At 64.5% G+C, this 15,103-nt stretch carries 13 protein-coding genes; 8 read left to right on the top strand and 5 right to left on the bottom strand.

Annotated elements, in window-relative coordinates:
- Position 1: 1 nt before the first annotated feature.
- Positions 2-670 carry a haloacid dehalogenase type II gene (locus IQ26_RS12780; protein WP_145717432.1) on the bottom strand — a complete coding sequence of 223 codons (669 nt, stop codon included), beginning with the start codon at positions 668-670 and terminating at the stop codon, positions 2-4.
- A gap of 321 nt (positions 671-991) precedes the next feature.
- Between IQ26_RS12780 and IQ26_RS12775 the strand changes: the two genes are divergently transcribed.
- The 7 genes from IQ26_RS12775 to IQ26_RS12745 all read left to right on the top strand — a co-directional run bounded on the left by IQ26_RS12775 (position 992) and on the right by IQ26_RS12745 (position 9,391).
- Entirely contained in the window at positions 992-1,831 is an 840-nt protein-coding gene (locus tag IQ26_RS12775) for a GNAT family N-acetyltransferase (protein WP_145717430.1), read from the top strand.
- 14 nt (positions 1,832-1,845) lie between these two features.
- The gene (locus IQ26_RS12770) at positions 1,846-3,219 is read left to right on the top strand and encodes an aspartate aminotransferase family protein (RefSeq protein ID WP_145717428.1); all 1,374 of its coding nucleotides are present in this window, start codon (positions 1,846-1,848) and stop codon (positions 3,217-3,219) included.
- Between the two features lie 267 nt (positions 3,220-3,486).
- Positions 3,487-4,179, top strand: coding sequence for an HAD-IA family hydrolase (locus tag IQ26_RS12765; protein ID WP_407660313.1), 693 nt, complete (start codon positions 3,487-3,489; stop codon positions 4,177-4,179).
- A gap of 64 nt (positions 4,180-4,243) precedes the next feature.
- The gene (locus IQ26_RS12760) at positions 4,244-5,854 is read left to right on the top strand and encodes an ABC transporter substrate-binding protein (RefSeq protein ID WP_145717424.1); all 1,611 of its coding nucleotides are present in this window, start codon (positions 4,244-4,246) and stop codon (positions 5,852-5,854) included.
- Between the two features lie 86 nt (positions 5,855-5,940).
- On the top strand, positions 5,941-6,891 hold the full coding sequence (locus IQ26_RS12755; protein WP_145717422.1) for an ABC transporter permease: 951 nt from the start codon (positions 5,941-5,943) through the stop codon (positions 6,889-6,891).
- A complete protein-coding gene (locus tag IQ26_RS12750) occupies positions 6,888-7,739 on the top strand; it encodes an ABC transporter permease (RefSeq protein WP_145717420.1) in 852 nt (283 codons plus the stop codon). The genes IQ26_RS12755 and IQ26_RS12750 overlap by 4 nt, the downstream gene beginning before the upstream one ends.
- The gene (locus IQ26_RS12745; protein ID WP_145717418.1) at positions 7,736-9,391 is read left to right on the top strand and encodes an ABC transporter ATP-binding protein; all 1,656 of its coding nucleotides are present in this window, start codon (positions 7,736-7,738) and stop codon (positions 9,389-9,391) included. Before IQ26_RS12750 ends, IQ26_RS12745 begins: the two co-directional genes overlap by 4 nt.
- Here IQ26_RS12745 and IQ26_RS12740 read toward each other — a convergent pair whose 3' ends face one another.
- The gene (locus IQ26_RS12740; RefSeq protein WP_145717416.1) at positions 9,392-9,868 is read right to left on the bottom strand and encodes an Lrp/AsnC family transcriptional regulator; all 477 of its coding nucleotides are present in this window, start codon (positions 9,866-9,868) and stop codon (positions 9,392-9,394) included.
- 222 nt (positions 9,869-10,090) lie between these two features.
- On the opposite strand from IQ26_RS12740, the gene IQ26_RS12735 reads away from it, so the two are divergent.
- Positions 10,091-11,416 carry an NAD(P)/FAD-dependent oxidoreductase gene (locus IQ26_RS12735; protein WP_145717415.1) on the top strand — a complete coding sequence of 442 codons (1,326 nt, stop codon included), beginning with the start codon at positions 10,091-10,093 and terminating at the stop codon, positions 11,414-11,416.
- A gap of 38 nt (positions 11,417-11,454) precedes the next feature.
- Here the strand turns inward: IQ26_RS12735 and IQ26_RS12730 are convergent, their stop codons facing one another.
- From IQ26_RS12730 to IQ26_RS12720, 3 genes are read right to left on the bottom strand one after another with little or no spacing between them, the layout of a single operon-like run.
- Positions 11,455-12,822: an FAD/NAD(P)-dependent oxidoreductase gene (locus tag IQ26_RS12730; RefSeq protein WP_145717413.1), complete on the bottom strand. Its 1,368-nt coding sequence runs from the start codon at positions 12,820-12,822 to the stop codon at positions 11,455-11,457.
- Positions 12,819-13,121: a (2Fe-2S)-binding protein gene (locus IQ26_RS12725; RefSeq protein ID WP_145717411.1), complete on the bottom strand. Its 303-nt coding sequence runs from the start codon at positions 13,119-13,121 to the stop codon at positions 12,819-12,821. Before IQ26_RS12725 ends, IQ26_RS12730 begins: the two co-directional genes overlap by 4 nt.
- Positions 13,118-15,103 (bottom strand): hydantoinase B/oxoprolinase family protein, encoded by a 1,986-nt coding sequence (locus IQ26_RS12720; RefSeq protein ID WP_145717409.1) that lies wholly within the window; start codon positions 15,101-15,103, stop codon positions 13,118-13,120. Before IQ26_RS12720 ends, IQ26_RS12725 begins: the two co-directional genes overlap by 4 nt.

The following is a 15,103-nucleotide window of genomic DNA, read 5'->3' as shown; positions in this document are numbered from 1 at the left end:
TTCAGAGACCGACCACGCCCGCAAGACCCGAAATGTCGGCGATCTCGACATAGCCGTAGTACGGGTTGGCCGGTTCGTGACCGCGATTGACCCAGACCTTGTTCTTGATGCCGAGATCGTGTGCCGACATCAGGTCGTAGCGGAACGAGGACGAGCAGTGAAGGATGTCCTCCGGGCCGCAGCCCAGCATGTCCAGCATATATTCGAAGGCTTGGAAACGGGGCTTGTAGGCCTGCGCCTGCTCTGCCGTGTAGACGGCATGGAATGGTGCGCCGAGCTTCTCGACATTGGACATGATCTGCGCGTTCATGGCGTTGGAGAGGATGACCAGCGGAATTTCCCTGGCCACCTTGGCAAGGCCGGCCGGAACGTCGGCGTGGGGTCCCCAGGTCGGGACTCGCTCATACACCATCCTGGCGTCGTCGACGCTGAAGGTGACGCCGTTGCGCTTGCAGGAGCGCTCGAGCGCGTTGTGGACGACCTCGGCATAGGGCTTCCAGTCGCCCATGATCTCGTCGAGCCGATAGGCCGCGAAGTTCTTGATGAACTCCTGTATGCGCGGCTCGTCGAGCCGGCTGCCGTAGAGATCGCGCGCCGCTTCCGCCATCTGGAAATGGGTCAACGTGCCATAGCAGTCGAAGGTGATGTATTTGGGCCTGAAAGAAGCCATGTCCGTCGATCTCCGGTGGAAGTACATCCGCGCTGGGATGTATTTCATCATAGGCCGGCACGTGGCGGCCCACGTGACCGAAATGGCCCTCCCGAAAGCAGAAAGTTCCGTATCCGCCATCCGGTTTGGCACGCTGTAGCATCTTGCCAGTCGATGGCGGCGTAGCGCGTCACGTGGAACGCATCCGTCGCGGACGGTGCCAGCACAAGATGCGGCGCACCCCTCGCGCTACGGCGAAAGATACTGTCGAAGCTAAAGCCTTCAGACGATCTGCGGCGCGCCGATGGTCGAGACTTGGGCAGCAGACGATAGGGATGCCTCATGCAGCAGGGCGAGATCGAAATCCAGGCCTTCGGGCCGGATCATATCGAGGGGGCTGTAGCGCTTTCTCTCCAGGAGAATTGGCCGCATCGCGCGCAGGACTGGCAGATGGCGCTGCAGCTCTCGCGCGGCGCGGTCGCGCTCGACGACCAGGGCCGTGTCACCGGAACCATCCTGGTAACGCCCTACGGCACGGATTGCGCCATGATCAACATGGTGATCGTCGACAGGAATGTGCGGGGCAAGGGGCTCGGGCGCCGGCTCATGGACAAGGCCCTCGCCCTTGCCGGCGACCGTCCGCTGCGGCTTGTCGCGACGGTGGATGGCATGCCTCTCTACCAGAAACTGGGTTTCGTGCCCTCTGGTGCGATCCTGCAGCATCAGGGCAAGGTTGCAGAGCTTGGCGCGCCCGACGCCGTGGAAGCAGCAGTTACCAGCGATCTGCCGGACATCAAGGCGCTGGACCGCGACGCCTATGGCGCCGACCGTGAAGCCCTGATCGATGCTCTGGCGGAGCGCGGCCAATTCGCGGTAATCCGCCGCAACGGCGCCATCGAGGCTTATGCTGCGATCCGCCCGTTCGGACGCGGCGAGGTGATCGGTCCGGTCATCGCGGGAAGTGCCGACGCCGCAAAGGCCCTGATCGGCTTCTTCGCTGCACCCCGCCCCGGCGCCTTCCTGCGCGTGGATACCGACAGCAGGACCGGCATCGCCGGCTGGCTCGGGGAAATCGGCCTCGCCCATGTCGGCGGCGGCGTGGCCATGGACCGCCCGCCCAAGAATGGCGCCGAACGGGCCAGACCAAAAGTTTACGCCCTCGCCAACCAGGCGCTCGGCTAGTCCGGAGGACAACAATGCTCGCCAATTCCCTGATCGAACTCGACCGCGCCCATCTCATCCATCCGGTTTCCTCATATCGCGGCCACGAGGCTCTTGGCGTGCGCGTCTTGAAATCGGCGAAGGGGGCGACCGTGACCGATGCATCCGGCCGGCAACTTATCGATGGTTTCGCAGGGCTGTGGTGCGTCAATGCCGGCTACGGCCACGACAGCATCGTCGAGGCGGCGGCCCGGCAGATGCGCGAGCTTCCCTATGCCACCGCCTATTTCGACCTCGGCTCGGAGCCGGCCATCCGGCTCGCCTCGGAACTGGCCGAGCGCGCGCCCGGGGATCTCAATCACGTCTATTTTACGCTCGGCGGATCGGACGCGGTCGACAGCACGATCCGTTTCGTCCGCTATTACTGGAATGCCAGGGGCGAGCCGAAACGCGACCAGTTCATTTCCATCGAGCAGGGTTATCACGGGTCGTCGGTGGTCGGCGCGGGCCTGACCGCTTTGCCCGCCTTTCACGCCGGCTTCGGCATTCCCTTCGAATGGCAGCACAAGATCCCCTCCCCCTATCCTTATCGCAACCCGGTAGGTGAGGACGGGAACGCGATCATCGCCGCATCGCTCGCTGCGTTGAAGGCCAAGATCGAGGAGATCGGACCGGAGCGCGTCGCTGCCTTCTATGCCGAGCCGATCCAGGGCTCAGGCGGCGTCATAGTCCCGCCGAAGGGCTGGATCAAGGCGATGCGCGAACTCTGCCGGGAGTACGACATCCTGTTCATCGCCGACGAGGTGATCACCGGCTTCGGCCGCACAGGACCCCTGTTCGCCTGCACGGACGAGGACATCGTTCCCGACTTCATGACGACTGCGAAGGGCCTGACATCGGGCTATGTTCCTATGGGTGCCGTGTTCATGGCCGATCATGTCTACAACGTCATCGCTGATGGCGCGGGCGCCTCGGCGGTCGGCCACGGCTACACCTATTCCGCCCATCCCGTCAGCGCCGCCGTCGCGCTCGAGGTGCTTAAGCTCTATGAAGACGGCCTTCTGGAGAATGGCATCAAGGCCGGCGCTCGCCTGATGGCAGGATTGGAAGGCCTGAGCGATCACCCGCTCGTCGGCGATGTGCGCGGTCGCGGCATGCTTGCCGCGATCGAACTGGTGGTCGACAAGGAGAAGAAGATACCACTTCCCGCATCGGCCGTGCCCGCGCGGCGCGTCTTCGACAGGGCGTGGGACAATGGCCTCATCATCCGTGCCTTTGCCAACGGGGTTCTCGGCTATGCTCCCCCGCTCTGCTGCACCGGCGACGACATCGACGCGATCATCGAGCGCACGCGCCGGACGCTCGACCAGACGCTGGACGATCCAGATGTGCGCCAGGCCCTGGCATGACGGGAGACGAATACCGCGTGTTTCGAAATAGCGCCGGGGCAGACGATTTCGCAATTTTGTGCCGCAGCCTTGCGGCTTTTCGGCGAATCCAGCGCGGGGGAAGTGCCAGACTGCTCTTAAGACAAGGCCAGAAGGCCCGAATTTTCGAGCCTTTGAAAAGGTCGACGGCCCGGACAGCACGGAATTTTGTTCTGTTCAGCACCATGCAATTCGACCGCGCGCAGAGGAGAGCCAGTCTTGGCCAGGGGCTTTAGCGAGTTCAAATACATGACCTTCGACGTCGTCGGCACGCTGATCGACTTCGAGGGTGGCATAACGGCCTGCCTGGCCGGGATTGCCGCCGACCTTGGCGTCTCCATCGATGGCGAAGCCGCGCTGGCCCTGTACCGGCAGGCGCGCTACATGCCCGATGCCGGCCTGTTTCCCGACGATCTGGTGCGTGTCTATATGGTCATTGCGCCGCAGCTCGGCCTGCCGGCCGAGGAGAAGTACGGCGTCCGCCTGCGGGACTCCGCCAGCGCCTGGCAAGGTTTTCCCGACAGCGCGGCGGCATTGGCCGAGCTTGCGAAATCGCACAAGCTCATTGCCATGACCAATGCCCGGCGCTGGGCGCTCGACCATTTCGAGAAGCAGCTTGGATCGCCCTTCTTCGCAACGTTCACGGCCGACGATACCGGCACGGAAAAACCGGACCCGGCCTATTTCCAAAAGGTCTTCGATTTCGTCGGCTCCCGGGGTGATAGCAAGGACGACATCCTGCACGTCGCGCAAAGCCAGTATCACGATATCGGCATATCCCGGGCGCTTGGGTTGACCAATTGCTGGATCGAGCGCCGGCATGCCCAGAAGGGCTATGGCGGCACGATCGAGCCGGAGCGCTTCACCGTGCCGGACTACCATTTCACCTCGATGGCCGCGTTGGCGGAGGCCGTGCGGGAAAGCTTGAAGGAACGAACTTGAGCCCAAGCCCGGAAAGCCGCGACAAGACGAGCATCCCGACGAAACAAACAGAAAGGGGAATAACATGACCGACAAGATCTCGAATTGGACCAGAGCAGACGATGCCATGGTCGAAAATGCCATTCGGCGGGGCGCGAGCCGCCGCGAACTTCTCAAGATGCTGCTGGCCGGCGGCGCCGCGGTTGTCGCGGGCAGCGTGGTGCTCGGCCGCGCCACCAATGCCGTCGCCGCCGAGCCGGTTTCCGGCGGAAATTTCAAGGCGGCCGGATGGTCGTCATCGACCGCCGATACGCTTGATCCTGCAAAGGCGTCGCTTTCCACCGACTATGTGCGCTGCTGCTCGCTCTATAATCGCCTGACGTTCCTCGACAAGGACGGCGTCACGCAGATGGAGCTGGCCGAGAGCTTCGACAGCAAGGACGCCAAGACCTGGACCGTAAAGCTGCGCAAGGGCGTCACGTTCCACGACGGCAAGGACCTCACCGCAGAAGACGTCGTCTTCTCGCTGAAGCGTCATCTTGATCCGGCGGTCGGCTCCAAGGTCGCCAAGATCGCCGCGCAGATGACCAGCTTCAAGGCGGTCGACAAGTCGACAGTCGAAATCACCTTGGCCGACCCGAATGCAGACCTTCCGACCATCCTGGCGTTGCACCACTTCATGATCGTGGCGGACGGCACCACCGACTTCTCCAAGGGCAATGGCACCGGCGCCTTCGTGCTGCAAACGTTCGATCCGGGTGTGCGTTCGGTGGTCACCAAGAACAAGAACTACTGGAAGTCGGGCAAACCCTATCTCGACTCTTTTGAATTCATCGCCATCAGCGACGACAGCGCCCGCGTCAATGCGCTGCTGTCCGGCGACATCAATTTCGCCGCTGCCATCAATCCGCGGGCGATGAAGCTGATCGGAGGCCAGCAGGGCTTCGAACTGTCGAAGACGACCTCTGGCAACTACACCGACCTCAACATTCGGCTCGACATGGATCCGGGCAGCAAGGCCGACTTCGTGGCCGGCATGAAATATCTCGTCAACCGCGAGCAGATCGTCAAATCGGCGTTGCGCGGCCTCGGCGAAATCGGCAACGACCAGCCCGTTTCGCCGGCGAATATCTTTCATAACGCCGACGTCAAGCCGAAGGCTTTCGACCCGGACAAGGCGAAGTTCCACTTCCAGAAGGCAGGCCTGCTCGGCCAGTCCATCCCGGTGATCGCTTCCGACGCGGCGACCTCGTCGATCGACATGGCGATGATCATCCAGGCTGCCGGCGCGGAAATCGGCATGAAGCTCGACGTCCAGCGCGTTCCGTCCGACGGCTATTGGGACAATTACTGGCTCAAGGCGCCGATCCATTTCGGCAACATCAATCCGCGCCCAACGCCGGACATCCTCTTCTCGCTCCTTTACGCGTCCAACGCGCCATGGAACGAAAGCCAGTACAAGTCCGAGAAGTTCGACAAGCTGCTCATCGAGGCGCGCGGTTCGCTCGACCAGGCCAAGCGCAAGGAGATCTACGGCCAGATGCAGGCTATGGTCTCCGAGGAGGCCGGCACCATCATCCCGGCCTACATTTCCAACGTGGATGCCCTCTCCAGCAAGGTGAAGGGTTTGGAGGCGAACCCGCTCGGTGGCATGATGGGCTACGCAATGGCGGAATATCTCTGGCTCGAAGCCTAGGAGAAGCCTGCCGGGGGCCGGTCAGCCAGCCCCCGGCACTGCATTGCGCAAGATTGCTTGGCCGAACAACCGGAGGGAGCGCTTCCATGAAGTCTGGGGTTCTGAACCTCGTGCTGAAGCGGCTGGGGATCGCGGTCATCACGCTTTTGATCGTCATGTTCGCCGTGTTTTTCGCCACCAGCATGCTGCCTGGCGACACCGCGTCGATCCTGCTCGGCCAGGCGGCGACTCCGGAAGCGGTCGCTGGCCTGCGCGAGGCCATGCATCTCAACGATCCAGCGATCCTGCGCTTCCTGCTCTGGCTTGTGGGATTGCTCCACGGCGACCTCGGCACCTCCTATGCCAACGAGATGCCGGTTGCGACACTGATCGGCGGGCGCCTGGTCAACACCATGAAGCTTGCCGGCATCACCACGCTGCTCTCGGTGCCATTGGCGCTAACGCTCGGCATCACCGCCGCCATGCTGCGTGGCTCTGTCTATGACCGCACCGTCACCATTCTTTCGATCGGCGTCATCTCGGTGCCGGAATTCATGGTCGCGACACTCGCGGTCCTGCTTTTCGCCGTTTATCTCAAATGGCTGCCGGCTCTGTCCTCGGTCAATGAGGCGCATTCGCTGACCGACCTCGTGCGCATCTATGCAATGCCGGTGATCACGCTCACCTTCGTCATCTCCGCACAGATGATCCGTATGACCCGCGCCGCGGTGATCGAGACGCTCTCCACGCCTTATGTGGAGATGGCGCTTCTGAAAGGTGCTTCGCGCAGCCGCATGGTCCTGAGGCACGCCCTTCCGAACGCTCTCGGACCGATCGTCAATGCGGTCGCGCTCTCGCTGTCCTATCTGGTCGGCGGCGTCATCATCGTCGAGACGATCTTCAACTATCCCGGCATTGCCAAGCTGATGGTCGATGCGGTCGCGACCCGCGACCTGCCGCTGATCCAGAGTTGCGCGATGATCTTCTGCCTCGGCTATCTCTTCCTCATCACCGCCGCCGACATCGTCGCCATCTTGTCCAACCCGAGGCTCAGATGACGATAGCGCGCGCGACAACTTCCCGACGGTCCTTCCTGGGCCACAGCTACAGCCTCGTGGGCGTCGTGGCCGCGCTGGTCATTCTGGCGTGGACGCTCGTCGCAATCTTGGCGCCCTACGTTATTCCTCATTCGATCGGCGACATCGTCGACGACGACTATTTCGGCCCGATGCGCCAGGGACTGTGGCTCGGCTCGGACTATCTGGGCCGCGATATGCTCTCGCGAGTTCTGATGGGCGCCCGCTACACCGTCGGCATTTCGCTCGCCGCCGTCTCCATCGCCTGCTTCTCGGGCGTCGTGCTGGGAATGATCGCGGCCGTCACCGGTGGCTGGCTAGACACCTGCCTCAGCCGTTTCCTGGACGCCATGAACTCCATCCCCAGCAAACTGTTTGGCCTCGTGGTCGTCGCCGCGGTCGGTTCGTCGATCCCGGTGCTGATCCTGACGCTCGCCGTCATCTACATCCCTGGCGCCTACCGCTTCGCGCGCGCGCTCGCCGTCAACATCAACACCATGGACTTCATCACCGTCGCGCGCGTCCGTGGCGAGAGCACAGTCTATCTCATCGGGTCCGAGATTCTGCCCAACATCATCCGCCCGGTGCTGGCCGACTTCGGCCTGCGCTTCGTCTTCATCGTGCTTTTGCTCTCCGGCCTGTCCTTCCTGGGGCTCGGCCTCCAGCCGCCGCTCGCCGACTGGGGCGCGCTGGTGCGCGAGAACATCGGCGGCCTGCCCTTCGCGGCCCCCGCCGTCATCGTGCCGTCGCTGGCAATCGCCAGCCTCACCATCAGCGTCAACCTGCTCATCGACAATTTGCCGCAGAAAATCAGGGACCGGGACGCATGAGCAATCTCGTCGAGGTCAGGAACCTGCGGATCGAGGCGAAGACCGACTCCGGACGGCTTGTCGAAATCATCAAGGGCGTCAGCCTCGACATCGCCGATGGCGAGATCGTCGCCCTGATCGGCGAAAGCGGCTCCGGCAAGACCACGGTGGCGCTCTCGCTGATGGGCTATGCGCGGCCCGGCTGCCGGATCACCGGCGGCGAGATCAATGTTAGCGGCAGGAACATGGCTGCCCTTTCCGAAAAGGAACGCGCCAGGCTGCGCGGCACCGACATTGCCTATGTTCCGCAAAGTGCCGCCGCCTCGTTCAACCCCTCCTCCACGGTCATGGAGCAGGTGATCGAGGTCACGCGGATTCACAAACTGATGCCGCCCGAGCGGGCCCGCCAGCGCGCGGTCGAGCTTTTCAGGGCCTTGTCGCTGCCGGATCCGGAAGGGATCGGCGCCCGTTATCCGCACCAGGTTTCCGGCGGGCAATTGCAGCGGCTGTCGGCGGCCATGGCGCTCATCGGCGATCCCAAGCTGGTGATCTTCGACGAGCCGACGACGGCACTCGACGTGACGACGCAGATCGACGTGCTGAAGGCATTCAAGTCAGTCATGCGGGCGGGCGGGGTCGCGGGTGTCTATGTCTCCCACGACCTCGCGGTCGTTGCCCAGATCGCCGACCGCATCGTGGTCCTGAAAGGCGGCGAGGTGCAGGAGACTGGCACCACGGCGGCAATCCTTTCGGCCGCCCAACATCCCTATACGCGCGAACTGCTGGCGGCCTTCGAACCGAAGCCGCGGCAGGCGCATGCAGACGCGGATGCCGGGACGAAGCAGCTGCTGCGTATCGACAATGTGACTGCAGGTTATGGCGCGGTGCGGGCTGACGGACTGCCACTTATCCGCGCGGTCGATTCCGTCAGCCTGGTCGTCGAGAAGGGGCGCAATCTCGGCGTCATCGGCGAATCCGGCTGCGGAAAATCGACACTGGCGCGCGTCATCGCCGGCATCCATCCGGCGGCGGCCGGCGACATCGTCTTCGACGGCAAGGAACTACAGCGCGCCGCCAGGAAACGCAGCCAGGACCAGCTGCGCGAGATGCAGATCGTGTTCCAGTATGCCGATACCGCGCTCAATCCGGCCAAGCCCGTGGAAGACATCATCTCCCGTCCGCTGGCCTTCTATCACCGGCTCGACAGGCAGGCGCGCTCGAAGCGCGTCGACGAATTGCTCGATATGGTGCGCCTGCCGAGAACGCTGCGCTACCGGCACCCATCGGAACTCTCGGGCGGCCAGAAGCAGCGCGTCAACTTCGCGCGCGCTCTGGCGGCCGCCCCCAAGCTCATCATCTGCGACGAAATCACCTCGGCGCTCGATACAGTGGTAGCGTCCGCAGTGATCGAGCTGCTCAAGGAGTTGCAGCGCGAACTGGGACTCTCCTACATCTTCATCAGCCACGACCTCTCCGTGGTCGAGGCCATCTGCGACGAGATCATGGTCATGTACAACGGGGAGCGAGTGGAGCAGATCACGCCCGACAAGGTGACGGCGCCAACCCACCCCTATTCCAAGCTTCTGTTCTCCTCAGTGCCGAAGCTCGACCCGACCTGGCTCGACGGCCTCGTCCGAGACCCCGAGCTCGTCAGCCAGTACGGTCACCGTTGACTACATCGGAAACAGGCTGGGCAGCGGCATGTGCGCCTTGACGATGGGCGACTTCAGCACCACGAAGCTGAAATACTTGTCGATGCCGATATCCATGTCGGTCAGCCGCTCCATGATCGTCTGATACTCGCCGATGCCTGCGGTGACGAATTTCATCAGGTAGTCGTAGCCGCCCGACACCAGGTGGCATTCGATGACCTGGTCGATCTTCTCCACGACTGCGAGAAAGCGGGCGAAGTCCAGCTGGCGGTGGTTCTTCAAGGTGATCTCGGTGAACACGGTCAGCGTCTGGCCAAGCTTGCCGATGTTGACCTGCGCGGAATAGCCCTCGATGTAGCCTTCCGACTGGAGCTTCTTGACCCGCATCAGGCACGGGCTTGGCGACAGATGCACCAGATCGGCCAGATCCACATTGGTGATGCGGCCGTTCTTCTGCAATTCGTGAAGAATCTTGATGTCGATCCGATCCAGTTTCACGGCCGTCTCCGAAGATCGCATGCCACAGCACAAAATGCTGCCGTACTAATTTCCATCGACACTACCACAGCCCGCTGGCCTGTCCATCCAAGCGGGTACCGCTTTTAACGCAGCGACTCCCGATTTCAGCCTGGTTGCCGGAATAAAATTCTGCTTCGGCCTCAACTGCAGCAGCGGCTGCCTGTGCAACGCGCTAGATTGGCGCTTCAAGGTAGAGAGACCATGCGCGCGCCGCTGCAGCAAATCGAGACATCTGGCCAACTGCCACAGTCCGCGGACGCGGTGGTGATCGGCGGCGGCATCGTCGGTGTGTTCGCGGCCTACTATCTGGCCAGGCGCGGCAGGAAGGTCGCGCTTGTCGAAAAGGGACGCATCGGCGCCGAGCAGTCCTCCAGGAACTGGGGATGGTGCCGCCAGCAGAACCGCGACGCGCGCGAGCTGCCGATGGCAACCCGCAGCCTCGATCTGTGGGACAGCTTCGCGACGGAAACCGGCGAGGACACCGGATTTCGCCGTTGCGGCCTGCTCTATCTCAGCAATGACGAGCCGGAACTGGCCGGCTGGGCGCGCTGGCGTGACTTCGCCAAAACGGCGGGCGTGACCACGCACATGCTCGACAGCGCTGGGGCCAGCGAGCGGGGCCGCGCCACGGGCCGGACCTGGAAGGGCGGCGTCTTCTCGCCGAGCGACGGCACCGCCGACCCGTCGCGCGCAGCGCCCTCGGTCGCCCGGGCCATCCTCAAGCTCGGGGGCACAGTGCACCAGAATTGCGCTGCGCGCGGTATCGAGACCGAGGCCGGCCGCCTGAGCGGCGTGGTCACGGAAAGCGGAACCATCCGGACCAAGGTGGCGATCCTGGCTGGCGGCGCCTGGGCCTCCTCCTTTTGCCGGCAGTTCGGCTTCCGCTTTCCGCAGGCTTCGATCCGCTCCTCCATCCTGTCCGTCTCGCCCAGCCCGGAGGGCCTGCCGGATGCGCTGCACACGGCAAGGATCTCGGCCACGCGTCGCGGCGACGGTGGCTATACGCTCGCCATAAGCGGACGCGGTCGCGTGGACGTCACGCCGCAACAGTTGCGCTTCTCCTCGCAGTTCCTGCCCATGTTCCTGAAGCGTTGGCGAAGCCTCGCGCCGGGCGGCCTGCAGGGCATGCGCTCGGGCCACGAGGCGCTCCGGCACTGGCGGCTCGACCAGCCGACGCCGATGGAGCGGATGCGCATCCTCGATCCGGCGCCGGACCGGGCGACCATCCGCCTGACCCACGCCCGGGCGCTCGAGCTGCTGCCGGCACTGCGCCAGACCAGGATCAGCGCGGCCTGGGCCGGCTACATCGACAGCACGCCGGACGGCGTGCCCGCCATTGGCGAGATCCGTAGCGTTCCGGGTTTCTTCCTGGCTGCCGGATTTTCGGGGCACGGCTTCGGCATCGGACCCGGCGCCGGGCACCTCGTCGCCGATCTTGTGACCGGGTCGGAACCAATCGTCGATCCGAGCTCCTATGATCCCCGACGCTTCGACGCTTCGGCCTGGGGGAAGGTCGCCGATTTCTAGGATGCGATCCTCATCCACGCGCGGCCTCGGGAACTGCATCAGCCGCTCCGCAGAAAAGCGCCGATAGGCGCTGGCCGGACAGGAGCCTGCCCGCGAAACCGGCCGACAGCGTCGGGCATGCAGCCGGCTTGCGCCGCAACAAGCTCAACGGCAGCCAACTGGCAGTAGCGCCCCTGGCAGCGCCCCATGCCGACGCGCGACAGCGACTTGATCCTGTTGGCCTCGCTGCCGCCGAAATCCACACTCTGGCGTACATTTCCAGCAGTCACGTTCTCGCAGCGGCAGACGATCGCTTCATTGGGGAGCGCCCGCACCATCGCGGCCGGCCAGGGAAAGGCCCGAGCCAGGCCGCGGGCAAAGCGCTCGAGCCGCGCGAGCTTGCGCAGATCGGCGCAGGCGGAAGGCGCCGGATGTCCGAGATCGGCAAGGCATGCCGCCGCAGCGAGACGCCCAGCGATCTCCGCACCATCCGCTCCCAGAAGACGAACCCCATCGCCCGCAAGATAGACTCCGTTGCCGGCACGACCCATCTGGTCGGTCTTTGGCAACCATTGCCGCCAATGTTCGTCATAGGTGAAGACGCATCCCGCCAGGTCGGCCAGATGCGTCTCCGCCCGCAGGTGCCAGCCCATGCCTATCATGTCGCATGGAGTGAGGCGTTCCCGTCCGCCGGCGTCGCGCCAGCGCATCGCTGTGACACCCTGCCCATCGGCCTCGATCCGTTCCAGCGTCACGCCCGCATGGTAGCGGCCGCCGAGCCTCGCCCGCAGGGCCAGACCGCGCAACGCGACGAACGGCCGGGCGGCAAGCCGCCAGAGCCCCCGCATCTGCCGGTGCCAGGGAGAAGTGTCCAGCACCGCCGCCACATCCGCTCCAGCCTTGACGAGCTGGGCGCCGACCAGCGTCAGCAAAGGCCCCGATCCCATCAGCACGACCCGCCGCCCGAGCGCCACGCCCTGCGCCTTGAGTGCGATCTGTGCAGCGCCAAGGCTGTAGACGCCGGCGCTCTGCCAGCCCAGCACCGGAGCGACACGGTCGGATGCGCCGGTGGCAAGGATCAGGCGATCGTAGCTGATCACCTGCACGCCACCCTCTCCCAGCACGTGCAGCCGACCCTCCTGCACTGCGATGACCGAACTCGCCGCGCAATGGGTGAGCTGCCCGTCTTTGGCCGGCCGATCGAAGAGCGCATGCAGTGCGCGCGCCTTCGCCGCCTCCGACCCGTAGAGCTGCTTCGCCGTGCGGATAAACCCGGCAGGTGGGCGGCGATAGACCTGCCCGCCCGCGCAATGCCCTTCGTCGATCACCACCGGGTGGACCCCGGCTTCGACCAGCGTAGCTGCCGCCCGTATGCCGGCTGGGCCGGCGCCCACAATCACGACCCGCGGCGATGAGGTCTCGCTCACGGCCAGCTCTCCGATGGCGTCGTGCGCAACCGCATGCCTTCGGTGACAAGTGCCGAGCACGCCCGCAGGCGCGGTCCCTCGTCCTGCCAAACCCAGCAATCCTGGCAGGCTCCCATCAGGCAGAACCCGGCACGCAACTCGGGTCCGAACTCGGATTTTCGCAACGCATGCCCTGAAGCCAGCATGGCGGTCAGTACGGTATCGCCCGCGAGTGCAGTTCGCACCTGCCCGTCGAGAAAGAAATGCAGCTGCGCCCGGTCGCGCTCGGCCAGCCGGACGATGCGGCCGGCGGTGATCATTCCGCTGCCTCTCGCACGGGACGAGGACGCGGCAGTTCGGGGAACCGTTCGCAGGCCGCATCGAAAGCCGCCTGGACGCCTTCCGGCCCCGAACGTTCCTCCATGCGGCGGAAGATCTCCGTCTTGGCGAAGAACCGCCAATGGATCGGCAAGTCCCTCAGTATGGCGGTGAGCCGGTCGTAGGCCAACGGCGTCCACTGCGCTTCGTAGCCTTCGCGCTCCGGACCGAAATGGAAATGGCCGGCGGCCGGCCCCTGCCGTGCGCGCAGCCTTTCCGTTGCCTGCTCGTCGACCTCGCCGCCGCAGATGACGACGCCATAGTCGCGCTCGGCCGCTATCGGTGAAAGATAGCCGCGCCGCACATCCTGGGCGACCAGCCAAGGCTCGCGCAGATGCGGATCGCCGCGCCCGCCGCCACCGGCGGAGCGGATATCGAGCACGTCGCCGGGCTGCAGCACCGCCGTGTCGATGTTGCCCAGCCGCCGCTCGTGCTCTGTCCCCGGATTGACGACCATGTCCGACAAGCCGGCCGCCTTGCCGCCCAGCACGCCCCAGGGACGAAAGAAGCTGCGGTCACGGTTGCGGGCCGTGATCCTGGAGTCGGGGGCGAAGACGCGGAAGGCCATCTCGGTCGCCAAGCCGCCGCGCCAGCGGCCTGCACCGCCACTGTCCTGGGCGAGCCCGTATTTCACGAATTCGACCGGGGTCTCGGTCTCGGTGATCTCGATCGGTGTGTTCTTGAGATAGGCTGCATCCGCGCCCGATCCGTTGGTTCCGTCGCGGTGCGGCATCGCGCCGCCGCCGCCCACCACCGGGTTCACCGCCGTGATGATGGTCCGGCTCGTACGCTCGTCTGTGGTCATGACGTTGACGATGCAGTTGTTGCCGGCCGGCGCCGCGGGCAGGCGCTCCGGCACCGCCTGCGAGAAGGCGCCGAAGATGACCGACCGCAGCCGGGCGCAGGTGAGCGAGCGCATGCCCACGGCGGCGGGATGGACGGGGTTCAGCACCGACCCCCTGGGTGCGATGCAGGTAAACGGCCGGGTGAGGCCTGTGTTGAGCAAGATCTTCGGGTTGAGCGTGTAGAGCACGTAATAGACGCCAACCAGCAGCATGGTGTGTCGCGGGTCGCCGCCTGAAGGCACGTTGAGCGAGGAGCCGAGCTGCGGATCGGAGCCGGCGAAGTCGAGCACCGCCTCGTCACCCCTGATCGTCAGCGTCAGCTTCAGCCGGCACGGATTGGCCTCGACTGAATCCTCGTCGGCATAGTCGGCGAATTCCCATGTGCCGTCAGGTATGGCGCGCAGCACATCGCGCGCCTGCGCCTCCGCATGGTCGAGAAGAGCGGAAACGCCCTCGATAAGGCCGGCCTTGCCGAACTTCCTCACCATCGCCTGGATCTTGCGCTCGCCGGTGTTGAGCGCGCCGACCAGCGCCTTGATGTCGCCGATATTGAGATCGGGCTTGCGCACATTGGTACTCATGATCCGCAGGATCGTCTCGTCGAAGACGCCCTCGTTCACCAGCTTCATGGGAGGAAAGCGAATCCCTTCCTGATGGATTTCGGTCAGCGCCCGGCTGAGCGAGGCCGGCACTGCCCCGCCCATGTCGGTGTTGTGGATGTGCCCTCCGGTCCAGGCGACGATCTCGCCGTCGACGAAGACCGGCTTCCACAGATGCGTGTCGGGTGCGTGCGTGGCAACGTAGCCGGAATAGGGATCGTTGGTGAACGCAACGTCTCCCGGCCGGTAGTCGTCGACCATCGCGATCGCGCGGTGATAGGACAGCCCCGGATACCAGGTGGCGCCGAGTTCCATTGGGACGGCGAAGGTCGCGCCTGAACGGTCCATCAGCATCACCGTGAAGTCCTGCGTCTCCTTGACGAAGGCGGAGTGCGCAGTGCGGTGCAGCGTGTGGGCCATGTTCTCGGCCGCCGCGCGGGCGTGGTTCGCCAGAACCTGAAGGTTTGTCCGGTCAAACAA

The sequence above is a fragment of the Mesorhizobium tianshanense genome, assembly GCF_007830515.1.
GTDB classification, from domain to species: Bacteria; Pseudomonadota; Alphaproteobacteria; order Rhizobiales; family Rhizobiaceae; genus Mesorhizobium; species Mesorhizobium tianshanense.
The sequence above is the reverse complement of the archived record's forward strand: the minus strand, read 5'-3'. Positions and strand labels throughout refer to the sequence as shown.

Bases quoted from the DNA above. Each gene is read 5' to 3' on its own strand.
- IQ26_RS12780 (WP_145717432.1), bottom strand. From the start codon at position 670: ATGGCTTCTTTCAGGCCCAAATACATCACCTTCGACTGCTATGGCACG.
- IQ26_RS12775 (WP_145717430.1), top strand. From the start codon at position 992: ATGCAGCAGGGCGAGATCGAAATCCAGGCCTTCGGGCCGGATCATATC.
- IQ26_RS12770 (WP_145717428.1), top strand. From the start codon at position 1,846: ATGCTCGCCAATTCCCTGATCGAACTCGACCGCGCCCATCTCATCCAT.
- IQ26_RS12765 (WP_407660313.1), top strand. From the start codon at position 3,487: ATGACCTTCGACGTCGTCGGCACGCTGATCGACTTCGAGGGTGGCATA.
- IQ26_RS12760 (WP_145717424.1), top strand. From the start codon at position 4,244: ATGACCGACAAGATCTCGAATTGGACCAGAGCAGACGATGCCATGGTC.
- IQ26_RS12755 (WP_145717422.1), top strand. From the start codon at position 5,941: ATGAAGTCTGGGGTTCTGAACCTCGTGCTGAAGCGGCTGGGGATCGCG.
- IQ26_RS12750 (WP_145717420.1), top strand. From the start codon at position 6,888: ATGACGATAGCGCGCGCGACAACTTCCCGACGGTCCTTCCTGGGCCAC.
- IQ26_RS12745 (WP_145717418.1), top strand. From the start codon at position 7,736: ATGAGCAATCTCGTCGAGGTCAGGAACCTGCGGATCGAGGCGAAGACC.
- IQ26_RS12735 (WP_145717415.1), top strand. From the start codon at position 10,091: ATGCGCGCGCCGCTGCAGCAAATCGAGACATCTGGCCAACTGCCACAG.
- IQ26_RS12725 (WP_145717411.1), bottom strand. From the start codon at position 13,121: ATGATCACCGCCGGCCGCATCGTCCGGCTGGCCGAGCGCGACCGGGCG.